Origin of the sequence: Methylobacterium sp. J-043, from assembly GCF_022829505.1 — a bacterium.
Classification (GTDB): Bacteria; Pseudomonadota; Alphaproteobacteria; order Rhizobiales; family Beijerinckiaceae; genus Methylobacterium; species Methylobacterium extorquens_A.
This window is the reverse complement of the sequence record NZ_JAKSYB010000028.1, coordinates 187,336-208,801: the sequence shown is the minus strand read 5'-3', so window position 1 is coordinate 208,801 and position 21,466 is coordinate 187,336. Positions and strand designations below refer to the sequence as shown.

Here is a 21,466-nt window from a genome sequence, read left to right as displayed (position 1 = left end):
ACGCGGACGACTTGAGCGATATCCGTCGCTCCATTTGGAGAGCGGATCGCTCCTCATGCTCCACGCGGACGCATCGCTTGTTCAAGCCATGCTCTAAATGCTGAACGACGCGAGCGATGGATTTCGTGTCGGCTCCAACGGGCAGCAACCAGCCTTGGGCGGGCGTCCCTCACGATGCATCCGACCTGTTGGCATCCGACCTGTTGGCATCAGGCCGGCGCCTCTCGGTCTGCGCTTTGGATCATCGGGCCAAGTCAAACTTCACGGGCGCCGTTCCGACAGGCGCGGACCGCGCGTGTCGGGTTTTCATCCAGCAATTGGCCGGAGCGTATTCGAGCCGAAGCGTCCCAGGGGTCAGGCGAGGCCGAGCATGAGACCGAGATTCTGCACCGCGGCGCCCGAGGCACCCTTACCCAGGTTGTCGAGGCGGCCGACCAGTACGGCTTGGCCGTAATCGTCGGAGCCGAACACCCGTAATTCGAGCCGGTCGGTGTCGTTGAGGGCCTCCGGTTCGAGACGTTCACGGTGGGCGCCCTCCTCCGCGCCGCGCACGACCGTCACCAGCGGTGAGCCTGCGTACCAATCGGCCAACGCCTCCTCCAGATCGCCGGGCTTGGGCTGGCCGGGCAGGGCGCCGAGATGCAGCGGAATACTGACCAGCATGCCCTGGCGGAAGTTGCCGACGGAGGGGATGAAGATCGGCCGCCGGGTGAGCCGGCTATAGGCTTCGATTTCCGGCAGGTGCTTGTGGTCGAAGCCGAGCCCGTAGAGCTGGAACGGGGCACCCTCCCCGCGCTCATAGCTCTCGATCATGCTGCGGCCGCCGCCGCTGTAGCCGCTCACCGCATTGATGCTGACGGAATGATCCGGCGGGATCAGGCCGCGCTCCACCAGCGGGCGCAGCAATGCGATCGCCCCGGTCGGGTAGCAGCCGGGATTGGCGACCCGGCGCGCGGCGCGGATCGTATCGGCCTGATCCGGCGTCATCTCGGCAAATCCGTAGGCCCAGCCCGGCGTGATACGGTGGGCGGTGCTGGCATCGAGCAGCTTCGGGCCGCCGCCGGGCAGGCTGTCGGCGAGTGCTGCGGTCTCGCGGGAGGCGTCGTCGGGCAGGCAGAGTACGGCGAGGTCAACCTCTTCGAGGATCGCCCGTTTCACCCCTGCATCCTTGCGGCTCTCCAGCGGAATGCTGACGAGGCGCACCCGGCCCTCGCGCTCCAGGCGCTCGCGGATGCCGAGACCGGTGGTGCCGACCTCTCCGTCGATGAACACCTTCGGGGCGCTGAGGCCGTCGGACATCGCAGATTCCTCGCTCGGCCCCGATCCGGGCCGGCATGTCACAGGGTTTGCCGAGCGTTCCCGGCCGCATCGGGCACGCTCGAAAAGATGCGTCTTCGGTGGCGCGGAGGTGGAAGCTTCGTCCGCCTCTGTCAACGCCCCTCCGTTGCCGCTCGCGGCCTTGCCCCATCCTCCCGTGGACGGGAGCGGCGCGGCCGGAACTCACGATGACGCCTCCTGTTGACAGCCGAATGTCGCTCAGGAGGCAAAATCGATGTCGGGCACGGCGAAGAAGACCGATCCGAAGCTGTGGGAGAAGGTGAAGGAGGAGATCACCGGATCCTCCAAGGGCGGCAAGCCCGGCCAGTGGTCCGCCCGCAAGGCGCAGATGGCCACCAGCGAGTACAAGAAGGAGGGTGGTGGCTACGTCGGCAAGAAGTCCGACGACAACGGTTTGAAGCAATGGACCGATGAGGAATGGGACACCAAGTCGGGCAAGGAGAGCGGCAAGACCGGCGAGCGCTACCTGCCCAAGAAGGCGCGGGAGAAGCTGTCCGACACGGAGTACAGCCGCTCGACCGCGAAGAAGCGCGCCGATTCCGCCAAGGGCAAGCAGCACTCGAAGCAGCCGGCAGACGTGGCGAAGAAAGCAGCCTCTGCCCGCAAGACCGGCGGTAAGGACAGCAAGACATCGGACAAGGGTGGAAGCGCCGGCGTGACGAAGTCCGAACTGATGCAGCGGGCGCGCAAGCAGGACATTCCCGGCCGATCGAAGATGACCAAGGGCGAGCTGGAGCGCGCCCTGACCACTTGATCGTATCGCCGGGGTGATGGGCCGGGGAGGTGCGCGATCCTCCCCGCCCTGTTTCAGGAACGCTTCTCGGCGCCGACCACGACGAAGCCCTGGCGCTCGAACAGCGGGCGCGCCGCAGGGCTGCGCAGGAAGCCGAGGAAGGAGGCGGCGCGCTCCTCCTGGCCCGCATCCTTGGTCAGCGCGGCCGGGTAGACGATCGGCGGGTGGCTGTCGGCAGGGAAGGTCGCCACGACCTCGACGCCGGGATCGCTCGCCGCATCCGTTGCGTAGACGATGCCCAGGGGGGCCTCACCGCGAGAGACGAGCAGCAGGGCCGCGCGCACGTTCTCGGCCTGCGCGACCTGTCCCTTCACACGGTCCCAGGCGCCGAGCTTTTCGAGGGCGGCCCGGCCGTACTTGCCCGCGGGCACCGCCTCGACATTGCCCATGGCGAGACGCCCACCGGCCAGGGCGGCGGAGAGATCGGTGCCGGGCTCGAGCGTGACTCGCAGGCCTGCCCCCTTTGCCGCCACGAGGACGATGGCGTTGCGCAGCAGGTTAACGCGGCTCTCGGGGCGGATCGTGCCGTTCTTCGCGGCATAATCCATCCAGGCGAGGTCGGCGGAGATGAAGAGGTCGGCCGGCGCACCGGCCTCGATCTGCTTGGCCAGCACATTGGAGCCGGCATAGGAGATCCGGCTCGTGCCGCCCGTCTCCTTCGCCCACGCGGCGGCGGCTTCGTCCAGGGCGTTCTTGAGGCTGGCGGCGGCAAAGACCACGACCGGTTCGTCCGCGGCGCGAGCGGCGAAGGACGGGGCCGCGAGGGCGAGCAGCAGGCCGGCCATCATGGCGCGGCGGGTCCGGACGAAGCGGGACGGCATCATGACGACTCCCATGGTCGTGCCGGGCTGCCGCCGCTGCGCCGGCTCTATCGAGCCATGGCCACGCCGGACGAACGCCCCGCACCTGACGCCGGTTTTATCTCGCCTGGGATACCCCTGTCATCGTCCGGAAATCGAGGAGGTGCCCCTCTTCGGGGTCAGTCGTCGGACGGACCGGCCGCCGAGACTTCGGGCTCGTCGGCGGTGAAGCCCTCCAGCCAATCAAGGCTCTCCTGCGAGCCCGCCTCGTAGGGATTGGCCGCATCGGGCCCGCCCACCGCCTTGGCGGCTTTGCCCTCTTCGAAGATCTTGCTCGATACCACGGCCATCGACCGATCCTTTCTCGATGCCGGTCCGGAGGATTCCGGGCCGGGATATGCGGACAGGAAGTGGCTCGGCGCGGCCGGAGTTCCCGCCGCCTCAGGCGGTGGGCTCGGCTCCCTGCGACGGCTTGGTCTCCGCCCGATGGAGCCGGCTCAGCAGCACGAGCAGCGAACCCGGCAGCGGAGCTTCGAGCGTATCCGACGCAAGGATGTCGGCGTTCGTAGCGCGGCGGCGGTCGGAGCGCGGCTCGCGCCTGACGACGACGGGTGAGCGAAGGCGGACGGATCTGGGTGTCATGACGCGATGGAACTCGAAAAGCGCCTGATGAACGAGACGGAAAAGCGCCGCGCGCAACGCCCGGCCACAAGGCACGGCCCCACGGGCCACCGGGGCCGGCGAGGTGCATGCGCGAGACGCTTTGGACGGTGAGAACGCGCCCTCTCCGCGCCGGTTCCGATACTTTCGACTACGAATTAAACATCATGCCTGTGGATTAAGCATCTTTCGCCTAGCCGGTGCCGTTCTGGGTACGTGACCTCGTTCCTGTCCCGGCGAGGGGAGGTCGAATAGGGTCGTGAAGCCCGTGGCCCTCGGCGCGAGCGAATGGTAGAGGGCGCCCCATGCTCGAAGGTCTGCCGCCGCACCGACCCACGCACGTCCTGCGCCTGATCACGGACGAGCCTTCCGCTCGTGCCATGACCGAACTGCTGGGCGAGATGTTCGACCCCATGGAGACGGCGGTGGCCGCCTTCGAGGTCGAAGAGACCGGCGATTGGCGGTTGGAGGCCTATTTCTCCGAGGAGCCCGACGCGGAGATGATCCGCGACCTGATCCGCCCGATGGTGGGTGAGCAGGCCGACGCGGCTGTCTTCGAGACCATCGACCAGCAGGATTGGGTGCGTGCCTCGCTCGAGGGCCTGAAGCCGGTGCGGGCGGGACGCTTCCTCGTCCATGGCGGCCATGACCGTCATCAGGTGCGGGGCAACGATCTCGCCATCGAGATCGAGGCGGCGCTCGCATTCGGCACCGGACATCACGGCACCACGCTGGGCTGCCTGCGCGCACTGGTGGACGAACTGAAGCAGCGGCGGCCGGCCCACGTCCTCGATGTCGGCACCGGCACCGGCATCCTCGGATTTGCCGCCGCCAAGGTGCTTCGCACGCCTGTGGTGGCCGGCGACCTCGACCCGGAAGCGGTGACGACCGCCCGCGGCAATGCCCGCCTCAACGGCCTCGGGCCGTATATGCGCTTCTACCATGCGCCGGGCGTACGCCACGCGCTCGCAAACCGCCCGCGCGGCTTCGACGTGGTGTTCGCCAACATCCTGGCCCGGCCCCTCAAGCGGCTCGCGCCCACGCTCACCGCCGTGGTCGCCGATGACGGCGTGCTGATCCTTTCCGGCCTGATCGAGCGCGACGTGCCGGGCGTGCTCTCGACCTACCGCCACCGCGGCTTCCATCTCGCCCGCTCCGGCGTGATCGAGGGTTGGGCGACGCTGGTGCTGCGCCGCGGCGGGGCGGCCGCGCGTCCACGCTGAAGAGGGGCAGGGCGATTGCTCGAAGCCGCTTTGGCGGCTTCCCGGCGCGAAGAGCGCCGCGCGGAGCGGGCTTTTCGAGGCTTGGGCCCCGGAAAGCATCGAGCGAAACGGAAGCATAAGCCCGCGGAGGCGGGCGCCGGCGACTGAGGCCAGCAAAAAAAGCCAGGGGGATCGCCTGTGAGCGATTGCCCTGGAGGAGGCTGTTGCGGGGGGCCCCGACGGGGTAGATTTCCGCCATGACGACTCCCCTGCCCCGCTTCCAGACCTTCGACGATCCGAGCCATGCCAAGGGGCCTGAGCGGATCGAAGCCCTGCGCGCGGCGCTCCGCGAGATCCGCGCCGACGGCTTCGTCGTGCCCCGGGCCGATGAGCATCAGTCGGAATACGTGCCGGCCAATGCCGAGCGGCTCGCGTGGCTCACCGGCTTCACCGGGTCGGCCGGCCTCGCGATCGTGCTCGCCGACGAGGCCGCCCTGTTCGTCGATGGCCGCTACACCCTCCAGGCGCCGGAGCAGGTCGAGACCGGGATCATCACCGTGGTGCCGCTCGCCGAGACGACACCCGAGGCTTGGCTCGGCACCCACCTGAAGCCCGGCCAGACCCTCGCCTACGATCCCTGGCTTCACACGCCCGACGGCGTCGCCCGCCTGGAGCGCGCCGCCATCAAGGCGGGAGCGTCGCTGCGCGCCGTGCCGGACAATCTCGTGGATGCGGTCTGGGCCGGGCGGCCCCGGGCACCCGCCGGCCGTGTCGCGGTCCATCCCGACGATCTCGCGGGCGAAACGCGGGCTGAAAAGCTCGACCGCATCCGCGCCGCACTGGACGAGGGCGGGCTCGACACCCTGGTGATCTCCGATCCCCACAACCTCGCCTGGACCTTCAACCTGCGGGGTGCCGACATCGCCCACACGCCGCTGGCGCTCGGCTACGCGCTGTTGCCCCGCGAGGGCCGGGCCGCCCTCTACCTCACCTCGCCGCAGATCGATGCCGACCTGCGCGCCGCCCTCGAAACGCTGGCCGACCTTCGCCCGCGCAGCGCCTTCGACGCGGATCTCGCCGGTCTGTGCACCGGCGCCAAGCGCGTGCGGATTGATGCGGCGACGGGGGCGGCGGCCCTCAAGGATCGCGTCGAGGCCGCCGGGGGCGTCGCCGATGTCGGCGCCGATCCGGTCACCGCCATGAAGGCGGTCAAGAACGCGGCCGAGATCGCCGGTACCCGCGCCGCCCACCACCGCGACGGCCTTGCCGTGACGCGCTTCCTCGCCTGGCTCGACCGGGCCGCGCCCGAGGGGGTGAGCGAGATCGCCGCCGTCGAGGCGCTGGAGGATTTCCGCCAGGAGGGCGGCGGGCTGCGCGACGTCTCCTTCCCGACGATTTCCGGCTCTGGGCCCAACGGCGCCATCGTCCATTACCGCGTCACCCGCGCCACCGACCGCACGGCGCAGCCCGGCGAACTCTTCCTGATCGATTCCGGCGCGCAATACGCCGACGGCACAACCGACATCACCCGCACCGTCGCCATCGGCACGCCGACGGACGAGATGCGCGACCGCTTCACCCGCGTATTGAAGGGCCATATCGCCATCGCCCGCGCCGTCTTTCCCGACGGGACGACGGGGGCACAGATCGATGCGTTGGCCCGGATGAGCCTGTGGCAGGCCGGGCTCGATTACGACCACGGCACCGGCCACGGCGTCGGCGCCTTCCTCTCGGTCCACGAGGGTCCGCAGCGCATCGCCAAGACCGGCACGGTGGCGTTGAAGCCCGGCATGATCCTCTCGAACGAGCCGGGCTACTATCGCAGCCGCGCCTACGGCATCCGCATCGAGAACCTGATCCTCGTCGAGGCGCGGACGATACCCGGCGGCGATCGGACGATGCTCGGCTTCGAGACCCTGACGCTGGCCCCGATCGACCGGCGGCTGATCGACCCGGCCGTGCTCGGTGCGGACGACGCGGCGTGGCTCGACGCCTACCACGCGCGGGTGCGTGAGGCCCTGTCGCAGGATCTCGACGGGCCGACGCGGGACTGGCTGGAGGCGGCGACGCGGCCGCTTGGAAAGGCTATGGCGTGACCGAGCCTTCCCGCTCCGCGATCCTGTTCGTGTGCCTGGGCAATATCTGCCGTTCGCCGCTGGCCGAGGCCGCCTTCCGTCAGGAGGCGGCGCGGATCGGGCTCGACGTCACGGTCGATTCCGCCGGCACCGGCGACTGGCACGTCGGCGAGCCGCCCGACCCCCGCGCGATCGCGGTGGCGCGGGCCAACGGCGTCGACATTGCGGGCTATCGCGGGCGTCAGGTCACGCCGGCCGATTTCGAGCGGTTCGATCACGTCGTCGCCCTGGATCTCTCCAATCTTGTGCGGCTGCGCGCCCTACGGCCCGAAGGGTCGTGGGCCGAACTGAGCCTGCTTCTCGACCACGTGCCGGGCCGGGCGGGCGAGCCGGTGGCCGACCCCTATTACGGTGCCGACGCCGGCTTCGACACCACCTGGGCCGATGTGACGGCGGGCGCCCGAGCCCTCGGCCGTCGGATCGCCGGAGTGGAATGAGCGACCTCGCCCGCCGCGCGGCGGATCTGCTCGGCACGTCCCTCGCCGAGTCACGGCCGATGGCGGGCGGCGACCTGTCCGAATGCGTCCGCCTGAGGCTGGGGGATGGGCGCGAGGCCGTGGCGAAGACCGGGTCGGCGCCGCGGGAAGAGGCCCGGATGCTCGTGGCCATCGCGGCGACCGGTGCCCCGGCGCCCGCCGTGCTCGCCGCGGACGAGACGGTGCTCGTGCTCGAATGCCTGCCCGATACCGGTTCCGGACCGGGCACCGACGCCGATCTCGGCCGGGTCGTCGCCTGCCTGCACGCGGCGGAGGGCGAGCGCTACGGCTGGCACGCCGATTACGCGTTCGGCCCCGTCGCCATCGAGAATGCCTGGGACGACGACTGGCCCGCCTTCTGGGGCCGGCGGCGCCTGCTCTGCCATGCCGGGCACCTCCCGCCCTCGCTGTTCCGGCGGGTCGAGCGGCTGGCGAACGATCTGAAGAACCGCCTGCCGGAGCGCCCCCGCGCAGCCCTGCTCCACGGCGACCTGTGGGGCGGCAACGTGCTCTACGCGGGCGAGCGGGTCTCGGGGCTGATCGATCCGGCCTGCTATCACGGCCATGCCGAGGTCGATCTGGCGATGCTGGGTCTGTTCGGACGGCCCGGCCCCGCCTTCCGCGCGGCTTACGGCGCGCCCGAGCCCGGCGCGGCGGAGCGCCTGCCGATCTACCAACTCTGGCCGGCCCTGGTGCATTGGCGCCTGTTCGGCGGCGGCTATCGCGGCATGGTCGAGGGGCTTCTGGACGCGGCCGGCGTCTGAGCGGGTGTTCGTTCGACCCTCTCGAGCCCGCGACCGGACACCGTTTGCCTCCCGTCGCAACGGCCAGCGGGCGGTCCGAAAAAAGTCTCAGAACATCCCGTTCGCATTGGCAGAGTGTTCGGGCAGGATCTGTAGGACATCCCAGTGCTCGACGATCCGGCCGCCGTCATCGAGCCGGAAGATGTCGATGGCCGCATAATCATGGTCGCCCGGCCAGTGCTGGAGACAGTGCAGCACGACCAGATCACCCTCGGCGACCGCCCGTTTCACCTCGACCCGCTTGCCGGGCCATTCGCGGGCCATGCGCTCGAAATAGGCGATGAAGCCGTCCTTGCCGCTCGCCACGTGGGGGTTGTGCTGGATGTAGTCGTCACCGGCGTAACGCTCGATCGCCTCGCGCGGCCGGCTCTCGTTGAACATCAGTTCGTAGAAGGCGACGACGTTCGCCTTGTTCATCGCGAGGTCGGTCATGCTGTCGCTCCGAGCGGGCGAACGGGCCCGATCCTGCCGCCCCGTACGGCCTTACGCCGTTCATCATGCCCGAGCGATGGATCGTCGTCAGCGCTGCAGCCGGAAGGGGTTGAAGTCAGTCGCGACGTCGAAATGGTCGATCCGTTCCTGCCGCTTCAGCCATCGGATGGCCGGCAGCGAGAACGGCAGCGCCACGATTTCCCAGGCGACCTTCAGGCCCCAGACGACGAGACCCATTTTCAGGAGTTCGAGGGCGGGAAACACGCCCGCGAAAGCGATGACGAGCACGACCGCGGTGTCGGTCGCCGACCCGACCACCGTTGATCCGATCAGCCGCAGGCTCAAGCCGCGGCCGCCGCTCGCGACTTTCATGCGGGCGAGCACGTAGGCGTTGACGAACTCGCCGCAGACATAGGCGACCATACCCGCGACCGCGATGCGGGGTGTCTGCCCCAGCAGTGACAGAAACGTTTCCTGGTGCGGCCAGAACGAGGCCGGAGGCAGCGCCGCCGCGGCGAGATAGGAGCCGATCCAGAGGAGTTCGGCGATGAGCCCCGCCCACACCGCCCGCCGCGCTGCGGAGTAGCCGTACACCTCGGTCAGGACGTCGCCGATCAGGAAAGCGAGGGGGAACAGGACAATCGAGGCTGGAAAGTTGTATCCGGCAACGCTCGCGATTTTGCCCGACAGGATGATGGTCGAGACGAGCGCACCGCAGAACACGCCCGTGATGATCCCCAGATAGCGCGGTCCCTCTATCATCCCCTCCCCCGCCCGGGATTGAGTCGCACGGCGCACGCCGCCGAAGCTGCAATCGCGGTCCGTCTAAAGCAACTGTTAATCGAACTTTTGATCGGGCGAGAGAAGGCTCCGGGCCGCGAAAGGAGGGGTCCTGGATCGGCCGCACAGGCGTCTTGGCGAAGGGGTGGCGCCGTCCGCCCCGTAACGGAAGGTGTCTGCCCCTACTCCGCCGGAGCCGGTATCGGCGACAGGCGCGGCTCGAAGCGACCGCCCTCGGCCGGCTTCATCTCGACGCGCCGGTCGTGGTGCTTGTGCAGGGTCGAGCGGTGGCCGATCGAGACGATGGTCGTGCGGGGCATCGTCGTGCGCAGCGTCCGGTAGATCTCGGCCTCGGTGTCCTCGTCGAGGGCGGCGGTCGATTCGTCGAGGAACAGCCAGTCGGGTTTCGCCAGGATCGCCCGCGCGATGGCGAGGCGCTGCTGCTCGCCGCCCGACAGGCGCCGGTCCCAGGTATCGACCTCGTCGAGCCGGTCCGCGAGTTGCGGGAGTTGCGCGGCGCGAAGCGCCTCGCGAATCGCCTCGTCGGAGAACCGGTCGACCGTGTTCGGATAGGCCACCGCGCCGCGCAGGGAGCCGAGCGGGATGTAGGGCCGCTGCGGCAGAACCAGCGCCGATTGTCCGGCCGGCACGTCGACCCGGCCCTTGCCGAACGGCCAGATCCCGGCGATCGCCCGGAACAGGGTCGACTTGCCCGAGCCCGAGGGACCGGTGACCAGAGTCGCCCCGCCTTTCGGTAGTTCGAGTGCGCCCGCCCGCACGATCTCGCGGCCGTCGGGCAGCGCCAGGGTTAGATCGCGAGCGGTCACGCCGCCGGCGGTGTCGTTGCCGTTGGCGAGGCCGTAGCTCGCCCCGGCCAGGGCCTCGGCCTTGGTCATCGCCCGCTTGAACGAGCCGAGACGCATGGTGTTCGCCTTGTAGGCGGCGAGGATGGTGTAGGAAGTGATGAAGAAGTTCAGCGAACCCTGGACGTTGCTGAACGCGTTCGCGGTCTGCTGCAGAGCGCCCAGGGTGATCTTCTTGGCGAAGAACGACGGCGCGGCGATGACGAGCGGAAAGATCGTGCTCGCCTGCCGGTAGCTGAAGGTAAAGGCGATCAGCTTGATGCGCCGGAAGATGATGCCGACGTAGTTGTCGACGATGGCGTGGAACAGGGTGGAGAGCCGCGAAGCCTCGGCCCGCTCGCCGCGCAGCAGGGCGATCTGCTCCGAGTAGATGCGGTTACGTGCCAGGGCGAAGCGGAAATCCGCCTCCACCTGCTCCTGCCGGTAGTCGAGGCCGATGAGCGGCTTGCCGATGAGGTGCGTGAGCCACGTGCCGACCACGGCGTAGGCGATCACCAGCCAGACGAGGAAGCCGGGGACCACGGCATCGGTGAACGGCAGCACGAAGTCGCGCGAGAGCGTCCACAGGATGACGATGAAGGAGACGAGCTGCGCCGCCTGCGACAGCAGCCGGGTCGAGAGCGTCGTGGTCTGGGCGATGAAGTTGTTGACGTCCGATTGGATGCGCTGGTCCGGGTTGTCGGCGTGCTCGTCGACGAAGGGGATGCGGTAATGCGTGCCATCCCCCAGCCACCGCTCGTAGAGATTGTGGGTGAGCCAGGTGCGCCAGCGGAGCTGCAAGCCGGAATCGACGTAAATGTCGAACATGCCGATCACGACGTTGAGGATCGCCAGCGGCACGAAGATGTAGCCAAGCTGATACCAGAAGGTGGGCGCGTCGAATTCCTGCAGCGCGTTGTACATGTCGCGGTAGAAGAAGTTGAACCGCAGCGTCAACGCGACGTCCGCGAAGCTGACGAAGATCGACAGCGCCACGAGGTTGCGGCCGACCTGTCCCTCCGTGCGCCCGAACCGGCGGAACATCCCGATTTCCCGGCTCGGCGCGTCGTGGCTGGCGAAGTAGGGGTCGGCAATCAGGGTGATCTCGCGGATCGGCTTCCAGTACGAGACTGCGAGAACGATTCCTCCGAACACCACGGAACCCGTTGCCGCGAAATCCGGCGGGAGCAGCGCCGCGACGACGCCCGGCAGGGCGCCCATCGTCGCCAGGGTCTTGGCGCCGGCCAGCAGCAGGTAGCCGATGCCGTAAACCGAGACGAAGATCTTGAGGTAGGCCGAGAGGTTGTTCGAGGCGATGAGGATGCCCGCCATCGCGAAGCCCGCGAGCGAGACGTAGAGCGGTGGGCTCGGAATTCCCGGCATGGCCAGCAGCAGGAGCGCGACGAGCGCCGTCAGCACGGCCTGGATGCCGAGCCTGCTCTTCAATGCGGCCACGCGGGTCATTCCTTCTCGCTGCACCGGCTCTGCCACCCTGATAGCGGATGGCGCGCCGATGGACGGGTTCAACCGCCGAATGCGGCGGCCCTGGCTATCGGTCGTGGCAAGAACGTGGCGCGCAGCCGCGCCTGTCACGTGAATTTTCGGTCATGTCGAGGGGTAGGGCTGCTGCCCGCCAGCGCCGCGGGCTGCCGGGTGCGACACCGTGGACGAACTCCGGGACGACGTCCGAGGCCGTTTCCGCGGTCTCTCGGCCGTCAATTCGCGTCCCAGTTCCAATCACCGTAATCCGGCTCGCGGCAGCGGTAGCCGATCGGGCATTGGGGGTTGTCGCGGGTCGGGACGAAGCGCAACTCGGCAATTTCACTGAGTTCGCAGAAACTGCGGTCGCGCACCAACCGCTCGGGCGGGCGCCCGCCGAAGCTGAGCGTCGCCTCGCCTTCCGCCTTCACCTGGGCCATCGCCTCCACGCAAGTCGGGCGCGCCGTCTGTGTGCGCGGCTGGGCCATGGCGGGAGCAAAGGCAAAGGGCGACGTCAGCAGGGGCGCCAGTGCCGAGCCGAGAACGGCGAGGGTGACAGGTTTCATCACACCGGTACGGTCGACGGCCGTCGCGGCCGCCAAGCTTGACCATGGCAGGTTCCGCTTGCGGCGGGAAGGGGTTGCCGTGCCGCTGCCGCATTCCCGGCGTCTATCCCCGTGTCTATCTTGGAACGCGGGCCACAAGGGCCGTGGGCCATTTCGGGGAATGCGCCGCACGGCGCAGGCTCTGGAACATCGTCTCGGATGCGAGAATGCTGATATCGGGAGCACAGGCCGAAGAGGCGGCGAGAGGGGCGGCGGCAGGGCCGATGACGGCAGACGGCGCGCAGGAGGCCGGCGGGACCGGTGATGGGGCACGGGAGGTGACCTCCGCGGCCCTGTCGCGACGCCTCGCGATCCCGGTGATCCTGGCCGCGGGCTGGGGCGCCCTGTTCGCCTACACACTGGTCGTACTCACCGATGACGGGCCCGTGGCGGCGCCCGCCGGCCAGACCCGATTCGCGGCGACCGACGGCATCGACGTCCCGGAGGTGCGGATTCCCGAGCCGGAGCGGCCGGCCATGCCCGTCGCCAACCCGCCGCGGGTGCTCACGGTCGCCGCGCCCGCACCCCCGCTGGAGACGGTCGTGCCCCCGGCCGAGCCGCGACCCGCCGCGCCGCTGGTGGAGCGCGCGGCCTTCGTCGGCATCTGGGGGCCGAATCCGGTGGCCTGCGGCCAGCGGCAGCGCCGCCGCGGCTTCCTGCCCGCCACGATCAACGAGGACGGCGCCAGGGCCGGGCGCACCATCTGCCGCTTCCGCAACAACCGCCGCGAGGGCAGCGCCTGGACCATGGCCGCCGATTGCAGCGAGCGCGGCCGCCGCTGGACCTCGCAGGTCCGCCTCCTCGTCGAGCACGACCGGCTCACCTGGTCCAGCGGCAAGGGCCAGGCGAACTACATCCGCTGCGGGCGCAAATCCGACTGAGCCGTTGACGACGCCGCCCTGGGCTCGATGAAGCGCAGCCCCAGCGCGCCAGCCCGGAACACGACCCGCTCCGGCACGAACCGCCACAGGCGCTCGGCGCCGTCGATCCGTTCGTCCTCCGCGGGATCGAGCACGATCTCGGTGCGTCCGCTCATCTGCAGCAGATCGCCGGTCGCGAAATCCGGAAAGACCAGCCCCGCCCGCGGGTTCGCCAGAAGGTTGCCCAGCGTGTTGAAGAAGCGGTTGCCGGAATAGTCGGGCACCGTGAGGCTGCCCTCCGCGCCGACCCGCACGAAGCCGGCCCGCCCTCCCCGGTGCGAGACATCGACCTCCCGCCGGCCTCCTGGGTGCTCGACGAAGCTCGCCACGAAGAATGTGTCGGCTGCCGCAACGAGCCGCTGCGCCGCCGGATCGAGCCTGTGCGACAGGACGGGGCGGGGCCGAGCTGCCCGCGCTCCGTCGCGGGGGCTTTCCTGCCGACTGTGGATGTACTGCGGGCAATTCCCGAAGCTCTGCTCGACGCGGATCGCGAAGCCCTCCGGCCCCGTGCGCTCGACGATACCGTTCAGGCGGTTGCGGCGGCGCGTGGCCAGTTCGATGCCGAGCACGGCTACGCCGTCGCCGTCCGCCAGCCCCGCCTCGGCGGGATCGTCCGGCTCGCGGCTTCCCTCCACCTGGAGCCGAAACGGGTCCGGCGCGTGAAGAAAGCCCGGCCTTCCCTCCCGCAACGTCGCCCAGGGGCGGCCCTCTCGATCCACGCTTCCGAGCACGATGAAGGGCAGGAGCGGAAAGAACGCCCGGTGCTGCTCGGTCAGGTGATCGCGGATCACCCGCGGGCCGAGTTCGGCCATCCGCTCGGCGATGCCGACGCGCTCCTGAATCGCCACCTCGCCCCGGTGCCAGGGAGAGGATGCTGCCTGCGTGTTCATGCTCGGTCTCCCGCAGCGTTCAGGCCGACCGGCGAGGCCGGAAGCGCGATGAAACGGGGCAGCGCCTCGATCCGGGCGAGCCAGGCGCGGACGTTCTCATAGGCCGCAAGATCGACGTTCCCCTCGGGCGCGGCGGCGATGTAGCTGTAGAGCGCCACGTCGGCGATGGTCGGACGGTCGGCGGCGAGCCAGTCGCGGGACGAGAGTTCCGCCTCGATCAGAGCCAAAATCTTATGGGCGCGGGCGATCACCTCCTCCGCATCGAAGCGGGCGCCGAACAGCGTGACGAGGCGGGCGGCGCAGGGGCCGAAGGCGATCGGCCCGGCCGCGACGGAGAGCCAACGCTGCACCCGTGCGGCCCCTGCCGCATCCTCGGGCAGCCAGTCGCTGCGTCCGAGCTTCTTTGCGAGGTAGACGAGGATGGCGTTCGAATCCGGCACGATGGTCCCGTCGTCGTCGAGGACGGGGACCTGCCCGAACGGGTTGATCGCGAGAAAAGCCGGGGCGCGGTTCTGCCCCCCGGCGAAATCGACCTCGACGGTGTCATAGGGCTGGCCGACCAGCGACAGGAACAGGCGGGCCCGGTGGGCATGGCCCGAGAGCGTCAGGCTGTAGAGCTTCACGGTGTCGTCTCCTCTCGGCCGCGGGATGGGCCGCGGGTTGGATCACACTCCTTCTCCGTGGCGGGGTGAACTGGCATTGTCGGCAAGCGACTGTTGCGTGCAGTGGAACAATCGCCACTCTGCCCGTTGCACGGAGGGGGCGTCATGGACCGGCTGCAAGGAATGCGGGTGTTCGTGCGGGTCGCCGAGAGCGGCGGCTTCGCCGGGGCGGGACGCGCGCTGGGCATGAGCCCGGCCGCCGTCACCCGGGCCGTGGCGGCGCTCGAAGCGGCGATCGGGGCGCGGCTGTTCATCCGCACCACGCGCTCGGTGAAGCTCACCGAGGCGGGCGGGCGTTATCTCGAGGATTGCCGCCGCATCCTCGCCGAGATCGCGGAAGCGGAGGCCACCGCCGCGGGCTCGGCCGCGACGCCGAGCGGTGTCCTGACGCTGACGGCGCCGGTGCAGTTCGGGCGGCTCTACGTGCTGCCGGTGGCGACCGACTATCTCGCGCGCCACCCGGCGGTGGCGGTCCGCGCGCTGTTCCTCGACCGGATCGTCAACCTGATCGAGGAGGGTATCGATGTCGGGGTGCGGATCGGCCATCTGGCCGATTCCGGGCTCACGGCGACCCGCGTCGGTAGCGTGCGCCGGGTCGTCTGCGCCGCACCGAGCTATCTGGAGCGGTACGGCGTGCCCCAGACGCCGCGCGACCTGCGCGATCACGCGGTGATCGGCTCGTCAAACTCCGGCGCCCTGCCGGAATGGCGGTTCGGGCCCGAGCGGCGCAGCACGGTGAACGTCCATCCCCGGCTCGTCTGCAACACGGTCGATGCGGCGCTGGCGGCTGCCGTCGATGGATGGGGGATCGCGCGGCTGCTGTCCTATCAGGTCGCGTCGGCGGTGACGGAAGGGCGCCTGCGCATCCTCCTCGACGAGGACGAGGAGGCCCCGGTTCCGATCCATGTCGTGAGCCCGGAGGGGCGACGGGCGCCGGCCAAGACCCGCGCCTTCGTCGATCTCGCCGCGGCGCGTCTGCGGGCCGACCCGCGGGTCAACCCGGCCGCCTGAGGTGGCGGGAGGGGGACCCCTTCCCCTCAGTATACGTCCGCCTGATAGCGCCCGGTCTTCTTCAAGGCGGCGAGGTAGGCCACGGCCTCGTCAGGGTTCTTGCCGCCGAACTGCGCGGCGACGTCGATGATCGCCCGCTCCACGTCCTTGGCCATGCGCTTTGCATCGCCGCAGACGTAGAAGTGGGCGCCGCCCTCCAGCCACTTCCACAGCTCGGCGCCGTTCTCGCGCATCCGGTCCTGCACGTAGGTCTTCTCCGTGCCGTCGCGCGACCAAGCGAGCGAGAGGCGAGTCAGCACCTTCTCGTCCTTCAGGCCGTTCAGCTCCTCCTTGTAGAAGAAGTCGGTCGCCTGCCGCTGATGGCCGTAGAACAGCCAGTTGCGGCCGGGCGCCTTCGTCGCCGCCCGCTCGCGCAGGAAGGAGCGGAACGGGGCGACACCGGTGCCGGGGCCGCACATGATCACGTCCTTGCCTGCATCCTCCGGCAGGCCGAAGCCGTGCGCCTTCTGCAGGTAGATCCGGACTTTGGTCTGCTCGGGCAGGCGCTCGCCGAGATGCGTGGAGGCGACGCCGAGGCGAAGCCGCGAGCGGTGGCTGTAGCGCACCGCATCGACGGTGAGCGAAACCCGGCCGGTATCCATCTTCGGCGAGGAGGAGATCGAGTAGAGCCGCGGCTGCAACTCATCGAGCGCCTCCAAGAAGACCTCGGCGTCGGGACGCGCACCGGGGAACTTGTGGAGTGCGCCGAGCACGTCGAGATGCTGTGCATCGCCGTCCGGGTCCTCGCCGGCCGCGAGCGCCTGCGCCTTCTTCCGGGCGGCGCCCGAGGTCAGGAGCGAGAGGAGTTGGTAGAGGTTGTCCGGCGCGGCCCCGAGCGAATATTCGGTCAGCAGCCGGTCGCGCAGGGTCTTGCCCGCGATCATCCGCTCGGGCCGCGTGCCGAGTTCGGCGATGACCGCATCGACCAGGGCCGGGGCGTTGGCCGGGAACAGGCCGAGGGAATCGCCCGCCTCGTAGGTGATCGGCGTGCCCGCCAAGTCGATCTCGATATGCCACGTCTCCTTCTCGCCGCCGGGCGCGTTGAGGCGCGTGCGGGAGAGGAAGGTCGCCTCGACCGGGTTCTCGCGGCAGAAGCCCAGCGGCCCGAGTTCCGGCTCCTTCTTCGGAGCATCGCCCGCCTCCGCCTTCGGAGCGGCCGTGCCACCTGCAGCGCCGAACTCCTCGTCGAGCTTCTTCAGCATCCGGAGCGTCTCTTTGCCGCCGGGTTGGCAAAGGTTCAGCCGCTCCTCGCTCTTGAGGAAGATCGCGTTGGCATAGTCGGCGCAGTTGTAGCCGCACTGTCCGCAATCCTGCTGGGCCATGGCGGCCATCAGCTTCTGCGGCTCGGAACGGTCCTTGGCGATCGCCATGCGATCGTTGATCGGCATCGACGGGTCGTGCCAGGGCGCGTCGTCGTTGTCGGCGAGCGTCGGGCCTGTCGAGGGCGCTTCGCCGGGGGCGAGCGCGGTGGCGCCTTCCACGGCGGGGCCGAGGAGCGCGGCGAAGTAGCCCGACAGCCAGGAACGCTGGTCGGCGTTGAACGGGGCGCTCTCGGGGATGAGAACGAGCGGGGGCGCGACGTGCTGGGTCATGCGGCGGCTCTGAGGGCGGGTTGTTCTTCGGCGGCGTCGCGCAGGGCTTCGGGGCCGGTGCGCGCGGTGAAGGCCTGGAAGCTCTCCTCCGGGCCCTGGCGGCGGGCGAGATAGGCGTTGAGCAGCGCCTCGACGCGGGTCGCCGCGTCCTCGGCCTTCACCGCCTTCCAGATCTCGGTGCCGATCTTCGGGTTCTCGGCGAAGCCGCCACCGACGACGATGTCGTAGCCCTCGACGGTATCGCCCTCCTCCGAGACGACGACCTTCGCGCCGATCAGGCCGATATCGCCGATGTAGTGCTGGGCGCAGCTATGGTGGCAGCCGGTGAGGTGGACGTTCACCGGCACGTCCAGCGCCGGCACGGTCCGCTCGACGTGATCCGCGATGATCATCGCGTGGCCCTTGGTGTCGGAGGCGGCGAATTTGCAGCCGCGGGCTCCGGTGCAGGCGACGAGCCCGGAGCGGATGCCGGCGGCCTTGATGGTGAGGCCGAGCGCTTCCACGCGGGCCTCGACCTCTGCCACCTTGGCGTCCGGCACGCCGGAGAAGATGAAGTTCTGCCAGACCGTCATGCGGATCTGGCCGTCGCCGCACTCGGCCGCGACCTTCGCCAGCCCGCGCATCTGGTCGGTGGTCATCTTGCCCACGGGCAGCACCACGCCGACCCAGTTCAAGCCGGGCTGGGCCTGGGCGTGCACGCCCACATGGCTGAAGCGGTCGGTCGGCCGGCGGGGCGCGACATGGGCGGCGTCGACCCGGTCGAGCGTGCGTCCGAGCTTCTCCTCGACGGCGGCGATGTACTTGTCGAAGCCCCAGGCGTCGAGGACGTACTTCATCCGGGCCTTGTTGCGATTGGTCCGGTCGCCGTTCTCGATGAAGACCCGGATGATCGCGTCGGCCACGCGATTGCAATCCTCGGGCTTGAGGACGATGCCGGTGTCGCGGGCCAGATCCTTGTGGCCGGAGATGCCGCCGAGCACGAGGCGCATCCAGACGCCCGGCGCGACCGCGGCCCCCTCCAGCACCTCGATCGCCTGGAAGCCGATGTCGTTCGTTTCTTCGAGCGCCGGCGTCACGCCGCCGCCGTCGAACGAAACGTTGAACTTGCGCGGCAGGCCGTAGAGCGAGCGGTCGTTCAGGATCCAGTTGTGCCAAGCCTTGGTGAGAGGCCGCGTGTCCAGCAGTTCCCGCGCGTCGATGCCGGCGGCCGGCGAGCCGGTGACGTTGCGGATGTTGTCGGCGCCCGCACCCTGCGCGGTCAGGCCGAGATCAATCAGCCCGTCGAGGAAGGGCTGGGCGTGTTCGGGCGCGATCTCGCGCACCTGCAGGCCCGCGCGAGTGGTGACGTGGCTGTAAGCGCCGCCATGGGCATCCGCGAGGTCGGCGAGGCCGGCGAATTGCCAGTGGTTCAGGATGCCGTTGGGAACCCGAATCCGGCACATGAAGGACGTCTGGGTCGGCGCAACCCAGAACATGCCGTGGTAGCGCCAGCGGAAATTGTCCTCGGGCTTCGGAGCCTTGCCGGTCGCGGCCTCCGCCTTCAGGCGGTTATGGCCGTCGAACGGGCTCTCGGCGCGCTTCCACTTCTCCTGATCGCAAAGCTTGCCGCCCTCCTGCACGGTGCGGATCTGCGCCTTGATATGGACCGCATCCGGGCCCGTGGGCTCGGCCGGCGTGCTCGCCGGGGCTTGGCCCGCCGCGAGGCCACCGGTCATGCGGGCGGCGGCGATGCCGGAGGCGAAGCCTTCGAGATACCGCTTCTGCTCGGCGTTGAATTCGTCTGCCATCGCCTCACTCACGCTGCGAGGGTTTTCGGGGCCGGGCCGAACATCAGGTCGTCCCGGTCGTCTGGGGAGAGAGGCGCGCCGGAGCGGATCAGCTCCTTGCAGCGCGCCTGCTCCGCGATATCGCCGACGAAGACCGCGCCTAAGAGGCGGCCATCGGCGATGATCAGCTTGCGGTAGAGGCCGGCGGCGGCATCGTGCATCACGACCGCCTCGGCGCCCTCGGGCGTATCGACCGATCCGGCCGAGAAGACGGCTACGCCCGACACCTTGAGGCTCGTGGCAAGGGACGTGCCGGGATAGGCCGCCGCCTCGCCGAGAAGGGCCCGCGACAGCACCTCGGCCTGCTCGTAGGCGGGCTCGACGAGGCCGTAAACGACGCCCCGGTGCTCGGCACATTCGCCGAGCGCATGGATCGCCGGGTCGGAGGTGGTCATCCGGTCGTCCACCGTGATGCCGCGCCCGCAGGCGAGCCCGCAGGACTGCGCCAGGGCCGTCGAGGCGCGGATGCCGACCGACATCACCACGAGGTCGGCCGGGATCACGCTGCCGTCCTTCATCCGCAGGCGTTCGACGCGCCCGTCGCCCTCGATCGCGGCGGTGTCGGCCGACACCATCACCTTGACGCCGCGGGCCTCCATCGCCGTGCGCACGAGGCGGGCGGCGGCGTGGTCGAGCTGGCGCTCCATCACCCGGTCCATGACGTGGACCAGGGTCGTGTCGACCCCGAGCCGGGCGAGCCCGACCGCGGCCTCGAGCCCAAGCAGGCCGCCGCCGATCACCACGGCCTTGGCATGCTCGACGGCCGCTTTGCGGATCGCCGCCACGTCGGCGAAATCGCGGAAGGTGAGGACGCCGGGCAGGTCGATGCCCGGCAGCGGCAGCCGGATCGGCAGCGAGCCCACCGCCAGCACCAGCTTGTCGTAGGGTAGCACATGGGCGGAGCCGACGAGGGCGATGCGGTTCGCCCGGTCGATCTCGGTGACCGGCGCGCCGGTGACGAGGCGGATGCCGTGCTCCTCGTACCAGGAGAGCGGGCGGAAGCCGCAGGCCGCCTCGTCCACCTCGCCGCCGAGCAGCGAGGAGAGCAGCACCCGGTTATAGGCCGCCACCGGCTCGGCGCCGACCACCGTCACGTCGTAGCGGCCCGGCGCGCGCTCGGTCAGCCGCTCGAGGAAGCGGAGCGAGGCCATGCCGTTGCCGACGACGACGAGTCTTTCCTTCATGGTCTGGGTATCTGACGGCATCGGGATACTTTGTTGGACTGTTCCATTCCGCCCCCTCATCCTGAGGTGCCGGAGCGCAGCGGAGGCCTCGAAGGAGGGCTCCAGATGTTTCGCGATCCCTGGAGCCCTCCTTCGAGGCCGCTACGCGGCACCTCGGGATGAGGGGGGAGTGGGATCGCAGGTTTCGAAGGGCGTCGGCTCAGGCCGCCAGAGCCGGCTTGGCGTGGCGGGCGTAGAGGAATTCCAGCACCGCGGCGCGGGCGTGGACGTAGGTGGCGTCCTCCACGAGGTCGAGCCGGCGACGGGGGCGCGCCAGCGGCACGGGCAGGATTTCGCCGATGGTGGCCGAGGGCCCGTTCGTCATCATCACGATGCGGTCCGAGAGCAGCACCGCCTCGTCCACGTCGTGGGTGATCATGATGACGGTGTTCTTGAGCCGCTGCTGGATCTCCATGGTCTGATCCTGAAGGTGGGCGCGGGTCAGCGCGTCGAGTGCACCGAACGGCTCGTCCATGAGCAGCACGGTCGGCTCCATGGCGAGCGCGCGGGCGATGCCGACGCGCTGCTTCATGCCGCCCGAGATCTCGTTCGGGCGCTTGTCGGCGGCGTGCATCATGTTCACGAGCGCGAGGTTGTGCTCGATCCACTGGTTGCGCTCGGCGCGCGTCTTCTTGCCCTTCAAAACCTTGTCCACGGCCAGCGCCACGTTCTCGCGCACGGTGAGCCACGGCAGGAGCGAGTGGTTCTGGAACACCACCGCGCGGTCGGGTCCGGGGGCGTTCACTTCACGTCCATCGAGCAGCACGCCGCCGGTCGAGGCCTTGAGCAGGCCGGCGACGATGTTGAGCACCGTCGACTTGCCGCAGCCCGAATGGCCGATGATCGAGACGAACTCGCCCTTGGCGATGTCGAGGTTCACGTCGCGCAGCACTTCCGATGCCTTGCCGCCGCGGCGGAAGGTGATGCCGACCTGGGAGAGGGAGAGATGAGCCATGTT

At 69.5% G+C, this 21,466-nt stretch carries 21 protein-coding genes; 7 read left to right on the top strand and 14 right to left on the bottom strand.

The features are described 5' to 3' along the window. Positions 1-354: 354 nt before the first annotated feature. Complete coding sequence (gene argC / locus MKK50_RS05025; RefSeq protein ID WP_499020839.1) at positions 355-1,299, bottom strand: N-acetyl-gamma-glutamyl-phosphate reductase; 945 nt, start codon at positions 1,297-1,299, stop codon at positions 355-357. Positions 1,300-1,552: 253 nt separating this feature from the next. On the opposite strand from argC, the gene MKK50_RS05020 reads away from it, so the two are divergent. Then, on the top strand, positions 1,553-2,092 hold the full coding sequence (locus tag MKK50_RS05020; protein ID WP_499020837.1) for a hypothetical protein: 540 nt from the start codon (positions 1,553-1,555) through the stop codon (positions 2,090-2,092). Between the two features lie 53 nt (positions 2,093-2,145). Here MKK50_RS05020 and modA read toward each other — a convergent pair whose 3' ends face one another. The 3 genes from modA to MKK50_RS05005 all read right to left on the bottom strand — a co-directional run bounded on the left by modA (position 2,146) and on the right by MKK50_RS05005 (position 3,573). Next, entirely contained in the window at positions 2,146-2,955 is an 810-nt protein-coding gene (gene modA, locus MKK50_RS05015) for a molybdate ABC transporter substrate-binding protein (protein WP_499020835.1), read from the bottom strand. A 155-nt stretch (positions 2,956-3,110) separates the two neighbouring features. Beyond that, positions 3,111-3,281, bottom strand: coding sequence for a hypothetical protein (locus MKK50_RS05010; RefSeq protein ID WP_253369032.1), 171 nt, complete (start codon positions 3,279-3,281; stop codon positions 3,111-3,113). A 91-nt stretch (positions 3,282-3,372) separates the two neighbouring features. Then, positions 3,373-3,573 carry a hypothetical protein gene (locus MKK50_RS05005; protein ID WP_253369031.1) on the bottom strand — a complete coding sequence of 67 codons (201 nt, stop codon included), beginning with the start codon at positions 3,571-3,573 and terminating at the stop codon, positions 3,373-3,375. A gap of 323 nt (positions 3,574-3,896) precedes the next feature. On the opposite strand from MKK50_RS05005, the gene MKK50_RS05000 reads away from it, so the two are divergent. From MKK50_RS05000 to MKK50_RS04985, 4 genes are all read left to right on the top strand, one after another. Then, a complete protein-coding gene (locus MKK50_RS05000; RefSeq protein ID WP_499020832.1) occupies positions 3,897-4,814 on the top strand; it encodes a 50S ribosomal protein L11 methyltransferase in 918 nt (305 codons plus the stop codon). Between the two features lie 236 nt (positions 4,815-5,050). Then, on the top strand, positions 5,051-6,889 hold the full coding sequence (locus tag MKK50_RS04995) for an aminopeptidase P family protein (RefSeq protein WP_499020830.1): 1,839 nt from the start codon (positions 5,051-5,053) through the stop codon (positions 6,887-6,889). After that, complete coding sequence (locus MKK50_RS04990; protein ID WP_499020828.1) at positions 6,886-7,365, top strand: low molecular weight protein-tyrosine-phosphatase; 480 nt, start codon at positions 6,886-6,888, stop codon at positions 7,363-7,365. Before MKK50_RS04995 ends, MKK50_RS04990 begins: the two co-directional genes overlap by 4 nt. Then, positions 7,362-8,168: a fructosamine kinase family protein gene (locus MKK50_RS04985; protein ID WP_499020827.1), complete on the top strand. Its 807-nt coding sequence runs from the start codon at positions 7,362-7,364 to the stop codon at positions 8,166-8,168. The genes MKK50_RS04990 and MKK50_RS04985 overlap by 4 nt, the downstream gene beginning before the upstream one ends. 87 nt (positions 8,169-8,255) lie before the next feature. Here MKK50_RS04985 and MKK50_RS04980 read toward each other — a convergent pair whose 3' ends face one another. The 4 genes from MKK50_RS04980 to MKK50_RS04965 form a co-directional block, all read right to left on the bottom strand. After that, positions 8,256-8,639, bottom strand: coding sequence for a nuclear transport factor 2 family protein (locus MKK50_RS04980; RefSeq protein ID WP_499020826.1), 384 nt, complete (start codon positions 8,637-8,639; stop codon positions 8,256-8,258). A gap of 87 nt (positions 8,640-8,726) precedes the next feature. Continuing rightward, complete coding sequence (locus tag MKK50_RS04975; RefSeq protein WP_499020825.1) at positions 8,727-9,401, bottom strand: queuosine precursor transporter; 675 nt, start codon at positions 9,399-9,401, stop codon at positions 8,727-8,729. Between the two features lie 200 nt (positions 9,402-9,601). Beyond that, positions 9,602-11,716, bottom strand: coding sequence for an ABC transporter ATP-binding protein/permease (locus tag MKK50_RS04970; protein ID WP_499020888.1), 2,115 nt, complete (start codon positions 11,714-11,716; stop codon positions 9,602-9,604). Positions 11,717-11,976: 260 nt separating this feature from the next. Then, positions 11,977-12,306, bottom strand: coding sequence for a hypothetical protein (locus MKK50_RS04965; RefSeq protein ID WP_499020823.1), 330 nt, complete (start codon positions 12,304-12,306; stop codon positions 11,977-11,979). 206 nt (positions 12,307-12,512) lie between these two features. Between MKK50_RS04965 and MKK50_RS04960 the strand changes: the two genes are divergently transcribed. Then, positions 12,513-13,226 (top strand): hypothetical protein, encoded by a 714-nt coding sequence (locus tag MKK50_RS04960; protein ID WP_499020820.1) that lies wholly within the window; start codon positions 12,513-12,515, stop codon positions 13,224-13,226. Here MKK50_RS04960 and MKK50_RS04955 read toward each other — a convergent pair. Then, positions 13,196-14,155, bottom strand: coding sequence for a pyridoxamine 5'-phosphate oxidase family protein (locus MKK50_RS04955; RefSeq protein WP_499020818.1), 960 nt, complete (start codon positions 14,153-14,155; stop codon positions 13,196-13,198). The two genes, MKK50_RS04960 and MKK50_RS04955, sit on opposite strands and share 31 nt — an antisense overlap. After that, complete coding sequence (locus MKK50_RS04950; protein ID WP_499020815.1) at positions 14,152-14,778, bottom strand: glutathione S-transferase family protein; 627 nt, start codon at positions 14,776-14,778, stop codon at positions 14,152-14,154. Before MKK50_RS04950 ends, MKK50_RS04955 begins: the two co-directional genes overlap by 4 nt. A 144-nt stretch (positions 14,779-14,922) precedes the next feature. Between MKK50_RS04950 and MKK50_RS04945 the strand changes: the two genes are divergently transcribed. Further along, on the top strand, positions 14,923-15,828 hold the full coding sequence (locus MKK50_RS04945) for a LysR family transcriptional regulator (RefSeq protein ID WP_499020813.1): 906 nt from the start codon (positions 14,923-14,925) through the stop codon (positions 15,826-15,828). Positions 15,829-15,854: 26 nt separating this feature from the next. On the opposite strand, the gene MKK50_RS04940 is transcribed toward MKK50_RS04945, so the two are convergent. The 4 genes from MKK50_RS04940 to MKK50_RS04925 form a co-directional block, all read right to left on the bottom strand. After that, positions 15,855-17,459, bottom strand: a complete 1,605-nt coding sequence (locus tag MKK50_RS04940; RefSeq protein ID WP_499020811.1) for a sulfite reductase subunit alpha — start codon at positions 17,457-17,459, stop codon at positions 15,855-15,857. Further along, positions 17,456-19,246 carry a NirA family protein gene (locus MKK50_RS04935; RefSeq protein WP_499020809.1) on the bottom strand — a complete coding sequence of 597 codons (1,791 nt, stop codon included), beginning with the start codon at positions 19,244-19,246 and terminating at the stop codon, positions 17,456-17,458. The genes MKK50_RS04940 and MKK50_RS04935 overlap by 4 nt, the downstream gene beginning before the upstream one ends. A gap of 8 nt (positions 19,247-19,254) precedes the next feature. Next, entirely contained in the window at positions 19,255-20,469 is a 1,215-nt protein-coding gene (locus MKK50_RS04930; RefSeq protein ID WP_499020807.1) for an NAD(P)/FAD-dependent oxidoreductase, read from the bottom strand. Between the two features lie 199 nt (positions 20,470-20,668). Next, on the bottom strand, positions 20,669-21,463 hold the full coding sequence (locus tag MKK50_RS04925; RefSeq protein WP_499020805.1) for an ABC transporter ATP-binding protein: 795 nt from the start codon (positions 21,461-21,463) through the stop codon (positions 20,669-20,671). Positions 21,464-21,466 lie beyond the last annotated feature (3 nt).

What these genes read in the sequence shown, in the direction of transcription:
- argC (WP_499020839.1), bottom strand. Translation starts at nt 1,299, where the DNA reads ATGTCCGACGGCCTCAGCGCCCCGAAGGTGTTCATCGACGGAGAGGTC.
- MKK50_RS05020 (WP_499020837.1), top strand. Translation starts at nt 1,553, where the DNA reads ATGTCGGGCACGGCGAAGAAGACCGATCCGAAGCTGTGGGAGAAGGTG.
- modA (WP_499020835.1), bottom strand. Translation starts at nt 2,955, where the DNA reads ATGATGCCGTCCCGCTTCGTCCGGACCCGCCGCGCCATGATGGCCGGC.
- MKK50_RS05010 (WP_253369032.1), bottom strand. Translation starts at nt 3,281, where the DNA reads ATGGCCGTGGTATCGAGCAAGATCTTCGAAGAGGGCAAAGCCGCCAAG.
- MKK50_RS05005 (WP_253369031.1), bottom strand. Translation starts at nt 3,573, where the DNA reads ATGACACCCAGATCCGTCCGCCTTCGCTCACCCGTCGTCGTCAGGCGC.
- MKK50_RS05000 (WP_499020832.1), top strand. Translation starts at nt 3,897, where the DNA reads ATGCTCGAAGGTCTGCCGCCGCACCGACCCACGCACGTCCTGCGCCTG.
- MKK50_RS04995 (WP_499020830.1), top strand. Translation starts at nt 5,051, where the DNA reads ATGACGACTCCCCTGCCCCGCTTCCAGACCTTCGACGATCCGAGCCAT.
- MKK50_RS04985 (WP_499020827.1), top strand. Translation starts at nt 7,362, where the DNA reads ATGAGCGACCTCGCCCGCCGCGCGGCGGATCTGCTCGGCACGTCCCTC.
- MKK50_RS04980 (WP_499020826.1), bottom strand. Translation starts at nt 8,639, where the DNA reads ATGACCGACCTCGCGATGAACAAGGCGAACGTCGTCGCCTTCTACGAA.
- MKK50_RS04975 (WP_499020825.1), bottom strand. Translation starts at nt 9,401, where the DNA reads ATGATAGAGGGACCGCGCTATCTGGGGATCATCACGGGCGTGTTCTGC.
- MKK50_RS04965 (WP_499020823.1), bottom strand. Translation starts at nt 12,306, where the DNA reads ATGAAACCTGTCACCCTCGCCGTTCTCGGCTCGGCACTGGCGCCCCTG.
- MKK50_RS04960 (WP_499020820.1), top strand. Translation starts at nt 12,513, where the DNA reads ATGCTGATATCGGGAGCACAGGCCGAAGAGGCGGCGAGAGGGGCGGCG.
- MKK50_RS04955 (WP_499020818.1), bottom strand. Translation starts at nt 14,155, where the DNA reads ATGAACACGCAGGCAGCATCCTCTCCCTGGCACCGGGGCGAGGTGGCG.
- MKK50_RS04945 (WP_499020813.1), top strand. Translation starts at nt 14,923, where the DNA reads ATGGACCGGCTGCAAGGAATGCGGGTGTTCGTGCGGGTCGCCGAGAGC.
- MKK50_RS04940 (WP_499020811.1), bottom strand. Translation starts at nt 17,459, where the DNA reads ATGACCCAGCACGTCGCGCCCCCGCTCGTTCTCATCCCCGAGAGCGCC.
- MKK50_RS04935 (WP_499020809.1), bottom strand. Translation starts at nt 19,246, where the DNA reads ATGGCAGACGAATTCAACGCCGAGCAGAAGCGGTATCTCGAAGGCTTC.
- MKK50_RS04930 (WP_499020807.1), bottom strand. Translation starts at nt 20,469, where the DNA reads ATGAAGGAAAGACTCGTCGTCGTCGGCAACGGCATGGCCTCGCTCCGC.
- MKK50_RS04925 (WP_499020805.1), bottom strand. Translation starts at nt 21,463, where the DNA reads ATGGCTCATCTCTCCCTCTCCCAGGTCGGCATCACCTTCCGCCGCGGC.